Raw genomic sequence first — 9846 nt, 5'->3', positions numbered from 1 at the left:
AAACTGTGCCGGACGCCGCGGGTGCCCGGGGGCCGGGTACCCGCCGCCGCCCCGGGGGGGGCCCGGCCCCGGCGGGCCCCGCCACGCGGTGCTGCCGGACGGCGGTGTCCTTGTCGCAAGCCGCCCCGCAGGACCGGCGAGGAGCGTCGCTCATCGCTCCTGAGTCGTCAACGCCTCGCGGGCCAGCCCGAGTTCCCGGGCGAGGGCCTCGTCGACCCACCGCTGCGCCCGGGATCTCGGGACGGTGCCCGCGTAGGACGTCAGCTGCACGGCGAGGCCGTCCAGCAGGGCCGTCAGCCGCAGTGCCGCATCGGCCGGGTCGGCGCAGCGGAACTCGCCCGCGGCCACGCCCTCGGCGATGACCTCGGCGATCGCCGCCTTCCACTGCCTGTCCAGATCCCGTGCCACCTCACGGAGGGCGGGCTCGCGCAGCGCCACCGCCCAGCCCTCGATCCACAGCCGCCAGCCCTTGGCCTGACCGGTGGGCGCGTACCAGCGCACGGCCGCCCGCAGCCGGCGCAGCGCGGTCGTACGGCGGCCCAGCAGCTTGCGCAGACGGGCCAGGTCGTCCTCGGCCGCGTAGGTGAACGCGGCGGCGACCAGCTTCTCCTTGGTCGAGAAGTGATACAGCACCAGCGCGTTGCTCACACCGAGGGCCGAGGCCACGTCGGCGATCCTGACCGCCGCCACGCCCCGCGCCTCGATCTGCTCGATGGCGGCACGCAGCAGTTCCTCTTGCCGCTCCGCCACGCTCAACCGCACCCTCGCCACGCGGTCAGCCTAATCCGTCGTCAAGGACAGCGCCGACGGCACCCCGCGGGGCGGGCGGGCGGAGCGGCCGGAGCGAGCCGTGGGCCGGGCGGTCGGTCCACGCACTGGTGGTCGATCCCTTTCGTGCATCTCCTGGGGCGGGCCCCGAGGCGCCGTTGCGGACGGAGGACGTGCCGTCCGTCCGCCGCCCACAGGCCGTGCACGGTCTTGCGACGGGCCCCGGGATCCGGCTCGTTGCGGACGCCGGGGTAGCGCTCGATCGGGGACTGCGGGTCGACGGCGGGCGTGGTGGGCTCGACGCTCCTCGTACGAATCGGCGGTGCGAAGTGCGACCGACTCTGCTGCCGCCGCCCTTCCGCCTCGGTTCCCGTCGGCCCGTGAGGTGCCCGGCGGGCGTCAGCGGTACCAGCCGAACCGGTCCGCGATCACCGGCAGCCGGTCGGCCACGATGGCGTGCGCGGCCGCCCGCGGTGTCGTTCCGTCCGCTTCCGCGCGGGCCAGCACGCGGTCGACGAGGGCCCGCATCGACCGCCGGGTGTGGGCGAACGCCTCGTCCGCGCAGGGGCCGATGTCCCCGAACAGCGTCCACCACCACCATGCGTTCGTACCGGAGTTGACCACCACGTCCGGCAGTACCGTCACCCCGCGCGCGGACAGCAGCTCCTCGGCCGCCGGGAGCACCGGCATGTTGGCCGCCTCGACGATCCAGCGGGCGGTGATCCGCTCCTGGTCCGCGGTGCCGATGGCGTACGACACGGCCGCGGGCACCAGCACGTCGGCGTCGGCGGACAGCCAGGCATCGCCCGGCAGTTCGCGGTCGTCGGGGCGCAGCGCGGCGCGGTCGACCGTGCCGTACGCGTCCCGTGCGGCGAGCAGCGCCTCGACGTCCAGACCCTCCGGGTCGGCGATCGTGCCCTTGATGTCGGCGACGGCCACGATCCGCAGGCCCGACCGCGCGAGGAAGCGCGCCGTGGCCCCGCCCATGGTGCCCAGGCCCTGCACGGCGACCCGCGTCCCGGCGTGCGGCACTCCGGCCCGGTCCAGGGCCGCGAGCACCGATTCGGCGACCCCGCAGCCGCCGACCAGCCCGTCGAGGCCGATGCCGTCCACCTCGACCTCGAACGCGTCCGCGAGCCTCCGGCGCGCCGCGGCCTCGTCGTCGAGCAGCGGGTACACGGCCTGGACGGAGGACACCAGCCCCGCCTCGGCGGCGGCGCGGTCGACCAGGTCCTGGGTGAGGCCGAGGTCCTCGCCGGTGGTCCAGAAACTCTCGATGCACGGCCGCATGGCGCGCAGATAGCGTACGAGCAGCCCGTACGCCTCCGGGGCCTGCGGATCGCAGTCGATGCCGCCCTTGGCGCCGCCCAGGGGCACGTAGCGGCTCTCCGGGTTGTAGTGCAGTGCCTCCTTCATCGTCATGCCGCGGGCGAGCCCGGTCACCTCGTCGAGGGTGCAGCCGGGACGCATCCGCAGACCGCCGCTGGCCACTCCCCGTACCAGCCGGTCGACGACCAGGAAGCCCTGCCGTCCGGTGACGTGGTCGGTCCAGACGAGCGACATGAGGGGGGCGGTCATGGGGGTGGACTCCTCGGCGGCGGCGGCGGCGAGCGGACGGGGCGGGGCGGTGGACCTGCGGGGTCCGGTGCCGGTTACTGAATCGTCGGTCAGTATCGAAAGCGCGGCCGAGCGGTGTCAACGCGAGGACGGACCACACGTGGACGGGAGGCGGCCCGCTGGTGACGCCGGAGCGCCGGTGGCCTTCGCGGGGGCCGGTGTCACCGGGTGGTGACCCCGGTGACCCCGGGTTGTCGGAGGGGCCGACCATAATGGATGACCTCAGCGACTCCACCTGGAGGTACCGTGACCGGTTTGCGTTCCCTGAGCTCCGGGCTCCGCGCGCTGCAGCCCGATGCCTTCGGCGCGGACCCGGGCGGTGAGCGCCTGGCGCGCATCCGCAGATCACCGCATTTCAAGGACGGTGTCTTCCAGAACCCCGGGGGCGCCGCCCGCACCCGGCCCTCCGGCTCGATGCTGGACTTCGCCAAGGTCTTCTTCGACAAGGAGCAGCGGCCCCGGCGCGCCCCGCGGGGCACGGTCCCGGTGCACGCCACCACTCTCGCCGACCTCGCCGGGCCGCCGGCCACCGGACTGCGGCTGACGTGGATGGGCCACTCCAGCGTGCTCGCGGAGATCGACGGACGGCGCGTGCTCTTCGACCCCGTCTGGGGCGAGCGCTGCTCGCCGTTCCCGTTCGCCGGGCCCAGGCGGCTGCACCCGGTCCCGGTCCCGCTGGAGGCGCTGGGCCCGGTCGACGTCGTGGTCATCTCGCACGACCACTACGACCACCTGGACATGCCCACGATCAGGGCGCTGGCCGGCACGGACACCCTGTTCGCCGTGCCGCTGGGTGTCGGCGCGCACCTCGAGCACTGGGGCGTCGCCGAGAGCCGGCTGCGCGAACTGGACTGGCACGAGGCGACCAAGGTCGGCGGCCTCACGCTGACGGCCACCCCGGCCCGCCACTTCTGCGGCCGCGGCCTGCGCAACACCCAGCACACGCTCTGGGCCTCCTGGGTCGTCGCCGCAGAGCGGCACCGGATCTACCACAGCGGCGACACCGGGTACTTCGACGGCTTCAAGGACATAGGCGCCGACCACGGTCCGTTCGACGCCACGATGATCCAGATCGGTGCCTACAGCGAGTTCTGGCCCGACATCCACATGACTCCCGAGGAGGGCATGCGAGCCCACCTCGATCTCCAGGGCGGCCGCCCGCACGGTGTGATGCTCCCGATCCACTGGGCCACCTTCAACCTGGCCACCCACGCGTGGGCGGACCCCGGCGAGGGGACCGTCGAGGCAGGCGCCGCGGCCGGCGCGCCGATCGCCCTGCCCCGCCCCGGCGAGCCCTTCGAACCGACCGCCGAGACCGTCCCGGCCGAGCCGTGGTGGCGCGGTGTGACCCTCCCCCCGGCCGGTGGCCGGCCGGCGCCCGGGGCTCGCCCGGACGCGACGCCGGTGACCGCGCCGGACCCGGCAGGGCCCGCCGGCACCAGGGCCGCGCGCCCCGACGCGACGGGCGGTGACGAGGCCGAGGGCAGCGGGGAGACCACTGCCGTTCCGGTCGGCTGACGCCTGGGTACATGACCCGGCGGGAACCCGCACGCACCGGGTTCCCGCGCGCGACAGGGGTGACAACGGGGGAGTGGGGGCGCGTGGACACCGGGTCGGAGCCGTACGTCCGTCTCGCCGGCCTGCGACAGCTGCATCGGGTCATGGCGGAGCTGAACACCGCGCGCAGCGTCGCGGACACGTTGCAGATCGTCGCGGACGGAGCGGTCGAGACCCTCGGCTACGGCCTGTCCGTGCTTCATCTCGTCCGCCCGGACGGCGATCTGGTCGTGGCGGCGGTCGCCGGGGACGCCGACGGCGCGGAGCTTTCCGGGCGGATCACACCCCGCCACGTGTGGGAGCGCCGTCTGTCGCTGGGCGAGGACTGGGGCCCCCTGCGTTACGTGCCGTACACCGAGGAGGCATTTCCCGAAGGCGACGATCTGCCGGCGTGGTCCGCCCCGGGGCCGTCGCTCCTCCCGGATGCCTGGCGGTCCGGTGACCGGCTGTTCGCACCGTTGCACATGGTCGGCGCGCACGGTGCGAGCAGCGAACTGCTCGGTGCGCTCTGCGTGGACCGGCCGCGCAACGGCAGGCGGCCCGGCGCCTGGGGACGCGAGGCCCTGGGGCTGTACGCGTTCCAGGCCGCGGCAGCGATCAGCGGCGCACGGCTGAGAGCCGACCTGCAACGCACGCTCGTGCGCCGCGAACAGGAACAGCAGGCACTGCGGGCCAGCGAGGAAAGTTTCCGGCAGGCGTTCGAGTACGCCCCCTCCGGCATGGTGATGTCCGAGATGGGCGGTGACCGGCACGGCCAGATCCTGCGCACCAACGACGCGCTGTGCCGGATGCTCGGCCGCCCCGCCGGCGAGCTGCGCCGCCTCTCGCTCTCCGATCTCGCGCACCCCGAGGACCTGGGCAAGCTCCTTGAGATCTCCGCGGAGGGGGGCCGTACGGAGCTCAGACTCCGCGGCCGCGAGGGCACGTACCTCTGGGTGTCGCTGCGCAACTCCGTCGTTGCGGACGCCTCCGACGGCACCCGCTTCCTGCTCACGCACATCGAGGACATCGAGGAGCGCAGGCACCGCGAGCTCCAGCTCGCCCACCGCGCCTCGCACGACGCCCTGACGGGGCTGCCGAACTCCGGCGAGCTGCGGGTACGCCTGCTCGGCAGACTCTGCGACAGCCCGGGTCAACGACCGGTCGAGGAGACGGGGCACGCCCATGTGATCGCCCCCGGCGCCGACGGGGCCGACGAGGTGGCGGGGCTTGCGGTGGTCTTCTGCGACCTCGCCGGACTGGCGGCGGTCAACGAGCGGTTCGGACGCGTCACCGGTGACGCGGTGCTGGTCGAGGTCGGCCACCGCCTGACGGACGGCCTGGGCGACCAGGGCATGGTGGCACGTCTCGGAGGCGACGAGTTCGTCGTGCTGGCCGAAGGGCTGCGCCCCGCGCAGTGCCGGCATCTGGTGGAGGGCCTGCGCAGAACCGTCGAGACACCGATGCTGCTGGACGGCCGCGTCGTGCGTGTCGGCGCCAGCTTCGGAACCGCCTGGGCACAGTGCGGAGCGTCGGTCGAGGACGTGCTGCGCGACGCGGATCTGCGGATGTACGAGGAGAAGCGGGGCCGGGCCGCCGCCCGGCACAGGACGACGGCGCAGCGCGCGCCCGCGACCGAGAGGCGTACCGCCCGCCCGGTACCGGACCTCCCCGGCGTCCCCTGGGTCCCGCATCGGCCCGCGGCACCGCGATCCGTCGTCCGGACCTGGGCCACGGGAGGGACGACGGCGCCTCCTTCGTCCGCGAACGTCGAGATCCGCTCCAGCCAGGAACTGTCCCGGCTCGTGGGCTCCGCGCACGCCCACCGTGTCGTCTGCCGGGGCGACGTGTCCGATCTGAGCCTGCTGCGTCACCTCCCGGCGCTGCGCTCCCTGGTGATCGCCGACAACACCGTGCTGACCCGTCTCGACGCGCTGGTGGGCTGCGAGAAGCTGCGTTTCCTCACGGTCCTGGGCTGTCTCGCGCTCAGTGACTGGGCCGGGGCGGCCCGAACGGGGGTGGTCTTCGTCGAGGTCGCGTCGCCGCGGACGGTCGAGTTTCTCGCCCCGCTGGCGGCGGCCCCCCGGCTGCGCGAACTGACCCTGCTGGAGGCGCCCGGCCCGGGCGGCGCGGACCTGGCGGAGCTGCGGCGGGCGCTGCCCGGGGTCCGGGTGCGTACGCGGGGATGAGCCGAGCGGCCTCGGGGAAGTGGGGCACGCCCACACCGTCCACTTCCCCGGGGCCGCTCAGCGCCTCAACCGGTTGTGCGTGTACAGCATTTCGTACTCCTGGTCGGGGGTCAGCGCCGACAGGCGCATGTGCTGCGAGGCGTACGAGTACGTGTCGACGTGACTGTGCGCGAAGAGGAACAGCAGCCTGGGGAACACCGACAGCAGGCGTCGCACCAGTTCGTCGTCGGGCTGTACGCCCAGAACGATCGTGACGGGCCCGGACTCCGCCTCCTCACGGGCGAGCCACCGGTTCAGCTGCTCGTCCTCCACGGTGTCGAACGCGAAGAACCTGTCGATCAGGAAGTCCCGTATCTCGGTGATCACGCCGTCGACGAAATCCATGCCGGGGCGGGGCACGGGGGTGCACGTCAGCCAGGGCTCGGGTGCCTCGCTCGCCCGCCGGACGTACATCTCGCCCGTCAGGGTCCGCTGCGCCGACAACAGGGCGACGCGGCCTTCCCCGACCGTGTCGCTGAGCATGCGCAACGCCCGTGCCGCGCTCGAGGGGACCCGGGCGAAGGGAACCACGACGTCCACGACATCCTGGCGGTGCTCCTTGTGCCTGAGGTGCGGCAGCAGCTCCCTCAGCGCCGCGCGCATCGCGCACGCCGTACCCTCCGCCGCGGCGGGACGCTCCATCAACAGGCCCGCCGAGACCACGTAGTTGGCGTGGTCGTGCGCGTAGGCGATGTGCTGCACGCCCAGTTCCCGCGCGATGCGGGACAGGATCGTCCCGGAGACGTCCCCGATGCGGCCGGCCACGTACTCGGTGACGCTGTGGTAGGGCAGGGCCCCGTACTCCTCGACCAGCGGCCGGAGCCGGTGCCCCACCTTGTCGGGCGGATGGGCCGGGCCGTCCGCGCCGGCCCAGTCGACCATGTCGAACCTGCCGAGGCCGAGGCGGTTGAGCGGGCTGCCGTCGAGATCGCTCCGCCGGACTCCGGGCAGCAGGACCGGCAGGACGAGGAAGCGTCGCCCGGTCACCTCCCACAGGGCCAGGGAGACGATGGCCTCCTGCAGGACGTAGTCCGATTCGAGCGCGTGCGGTGACAGCAGGAGAACCGCTCCCTGACAGTCGAACAGTTCGCGGTTCAGCTTCTCGTGCCACTGGTCGCCCGCCCGGAGGACGTCCTGGTCGATGACGGGCTCGCAGCCCCGTTCCGTCAGGAGCGCGGCGAAGGCATCGCGGTAGGCGACGCAGTCGCAGCCGGCAGCGGCGCACTTGCGCGCGCTGGAGCTGTGGCTGACGAAGATCTTGGGCCGAACCATGAACCGACTCCTGCGGATGCGACGTACGAGGTCCCATTGTGCGAGAGGCCGCGCTGCTCACGGTGTGAGAACGCTGAACCAGCGCGCGGAGCCCGCGGCCAGACCCACCGGCAGGGGAGCGTCGGAGGGCGAGGTGAGGACAGCGCCGTCGCCGAGATCCCGCAGCCGGACCGTGGTGCCCGGATCCCGCGGGCGGTACCGTGCGGTGGCCGGGATCTGCGCGAGATTGGTCAGGCACAGCACACGTTCCTCGCCGTGCCGCCGCTCGACGCCCAGGATGTGCGCGGAACCGGTGTCGAGGACCTCACACGAGCCGTGGGTCATGGCCAGATGGTTGTGCCGTAGTCCCAGCAGGGTGCGCAGCACGGATGCCTCCGGGGCGTCTTCGAGGAGCAGTTGGCCGGGCAGCACGGGGCAGCCGGGCAGCGCGAGCAGCACCGCCCCCGCTAGTCCGGCCGGCCCGGCCGACAGCGCGGGCGGGAGCGCGAGGCCCCACTGGAAGGCCTGGTGACCGCTCGTCCGGTACCTGGCCGAGAAGCAGTGCGCGACCTCGTCCCGCAGACGTGACATCGCCTGCTCGAAGGCGCCACCGGCCATCGAGCGGCTGCGGATGGTGAATCCCAGGGTGGAGATCAGGGAGGCCGCGGGCACCACGTGGAAGAGTCCGCGGCGGTCCTCCGGCACGGGGGAGGCGCACACGAGCATGCGGTCGTCGTATCCGTCGAGGAGATGGCGTACGTCCTCCAGCGCGGAGACCTCGACGGGCCCCCCGCCGATGAGCAGCAGCCCGTCGGCCTCCAGGTCCAGCCACAGACGGACGGCGTCCAGCGCGTCGACCCGCAGGGCGGACACGTCGAGTCCGACGGCCACGCGGGTTCCGCGCCGGTGTGCCGCGGCCACCAGACCCCCGATCCGTGACCGGTCCGGGTCGAGCCCGTGGCCGAAGTCGACGGCCAGACAGGTCACACCGGGCAGTTCGGCCAGGGCTTCCATACGTGCGGGCGACGACTCGACGAGGACGCATCCCTGCCCCCACGCGGGGCCGCCGCCCGCGAGGGACGGCGGCCCGGTGTCGGGCAGAATGCGATAACCGCGGCCGTCCTCCGTGCTCAGTTCGACGGGACCGCCGGCGCCCGCGACCACCCAGCCCCCGTCATCGGCCGCGAAGACCCACTGCGCGCAGAAGTGCAGGACCGTTTCCCGGCGTGCGGGGCCCGGGGCAAGGGGCAGTTCCACGAGCAGGAAGTCGTTGCCGACGAGCGCCACCCACTGACCGTCGGTGCTGACGGCGAGCGAGGACACCTGCCAGGGCGCCCGGCCGAGATCACGCCACTGCGCCACGTCGTCGGACCACTCGTCGGCCGCGGGGAAGGCGACGATCCGCCCGTCCGGACCGGCCCGGACGATCACGCGGTCGTCGTCGGGCGTCCGAAAGTGCGCGGTCGTCCGGGCCGGCGGATCCAGCGCGTCCGGCTCGTCGAGGGGCTGCGGTGCCGGAGCGTCCGGCCGTAACGGGTGATGACGCACCGCGCCGCCCTCGACGCAGGTCACGACCGAGCCGTCCGCGGCCAGCGTCACGCTGCGCCGTGCCGTCGGCGCCCCGTCGGGAGGGATGCGGAGGTACTCCGTGCCGCCGCCGTCGTGCACCACGATCGTCCCGTCCGCAAGCAGCACGGCGCAGTGCACCGGCCCGGTGGACGTCGCGCCGTGCGCGGTGACGGCGATGTCCACGGCGGTGCCCGGGTGGCTGAGGCTCATCCGCACCTCCCCGTCGGGACCGAGCCGCTGTACGACCGTCATCGGCAGGTGCACGCTCTGTCCTTCGAGGAGCTCCAGGCGAACCGGCTCCGCCGAGTGGGTCAGCGAACTCAGCGCGTCGATACGGACCTTGTGCCCGCTTCCGCCCGCGTGCACGATCTTCGAGCCCTCGGCAGGCGGCCTGCTGACGACGATGCCGTCCGACCGGGCACTCACCCCGACGGTCATGGTCCGCCGGACGAGAGCACGTGCCTCGGCCAGCACTCCGGCCGGCAGTCCCGGCAGGTCGGGCGGCTCCAGTCCCAGCCGCTCGCAGGAGGCGACCTGGATGCGCCGGACGTCCTCGCGTCCGAGCACCTCGTCCGGGAGTCTCGGCATGAGATGCAGAGCCCAGCGGCCCGTGTCGTCGGCGGCAGCCGGGGCGACCCCCCGGCCGGCCACCGCCCGCAGCACCCGGGCGGCGTGCCGGAGCACGCTGCGGTCCGTCTCCGCCGAGGGGGAGACGGTGGACCAGATCAGCTCCTCGTAAAGCCGTACGACGAGTGGTGCCCGCCCGTGTTCGGCGACGGTGAAGTCCCGCACCTCCCGCAGCAGCGCGGGTGAGCGCCGGGCGAGGCCGGCGCGCAGAAACCCGGCCGCCTCGGGGTCGAGCAGGAGCGTGTGGCTG

5 protein-coding genes and 1 pseudogene are annotated in these 9846 nt (G+C 73.5%); 2 read left to right on the top strand and 4 right to left on the bottom strand.

Annotated features, from left to right (window positions below; all coding sequences use genetic code 11):
- Positions 1-150: 150 nt before the first annotated feature.
- Positions 151-750: a TetR/AcrR family transcriptional regulator gene (locus ACFW2E_RS32010; RefSeq protein ID WP_384470896.1), complete on the bottom strand. Its 600-nt coding sequence runs from the start codon at positions 748-750 to the stop codon at positions 151-153.
- A gap of 417 nt (positions 751-1167) precedes the next feature.
- Positions 1168-2346: a Glu/Leu/Phe/Val dehydrogenase dimerization domain-containing protein gene (locus ACFW2E_RS32005; protein ID WP_384470893.1), complete on the bottom strand. Its 1179-nt coding sequence runs from the start codon at positions 2344-2346 to the stop codon at positions 1168-1170.
- Positions 2347-2631: 285 nt separating this feature from the next.
- On the opposite strand from ACFW2E_RS32005, the gene ACFW2E_RS32000 reads away from it, so the two are divergent.
- Both ACFW2E_RS32000 and ACFW2E_RS31995 read left to right on the top strand, forming a co-directional pair.
- Positions 2632-3903 (top strand): MBL fold metallo-hydrolase, encoded by a 1272-nt coding sequence (locus ACFW2E_RS32000; protein WP_384470890.1) that lies wholly within the window; start codon positions 2632-2634, stop codon positions 3901-3903.
- A gap of 83 nt (positions 3904-3986) precedes the next feature.
- Positions 3987-5516: pseudogene (locus ACFW2E_RS31995) on the top strand (diguanylate cyclase domain-containing protein); the annotation flags it as partial.
- A gap of 651 nt (positions 5517-6167) precedes the next feature.
- On the opposite strand, the gene ACFW2E_RS31990 reads toward ACFW2E_RS31995, so the two are convergent.
- Both ACFW2E_RS31990 and ACFW2E_RS31985 read right to left on the bottom strand, forming a co-directional pair.
- Positions 6168-7421 carry a toll/interleukin-1 receptor domain-containing protein gene (locus tag ACFW2E_RS31990; RefSeq protein ID WP_384470887.1) on the bottom strand — a complete coding sequence of 418 codons (1254 nt, stop codon included), beginning with the start codon at positions 7419-7421 and terminating at the stop codon, positions 6168-6170.
- 57 nt (positions 7422-7478) lie between these two features.
- Positions 7479-9846, bottom strand: a 2368-nt coding sequence (locus ACFW2E_RS31985; protein WP_384470884.1) for a hypothetical protein, incomplete at its 5' end; no start/stop codon positions are given.

Source organism: Streptomyces sp. NPDC058964, assembly GCF_042741275.1.
Taxonomy (GTDB): Bacteria; Actinomycetota; Actinomycetes; order Streptomycetales; family Streptomycetaceae; genus Streptomyces.
Note: the sequence above shows the minus strand (reverse complement) of the source record. Positions and strands in the feature narration are given on the sequence as shown.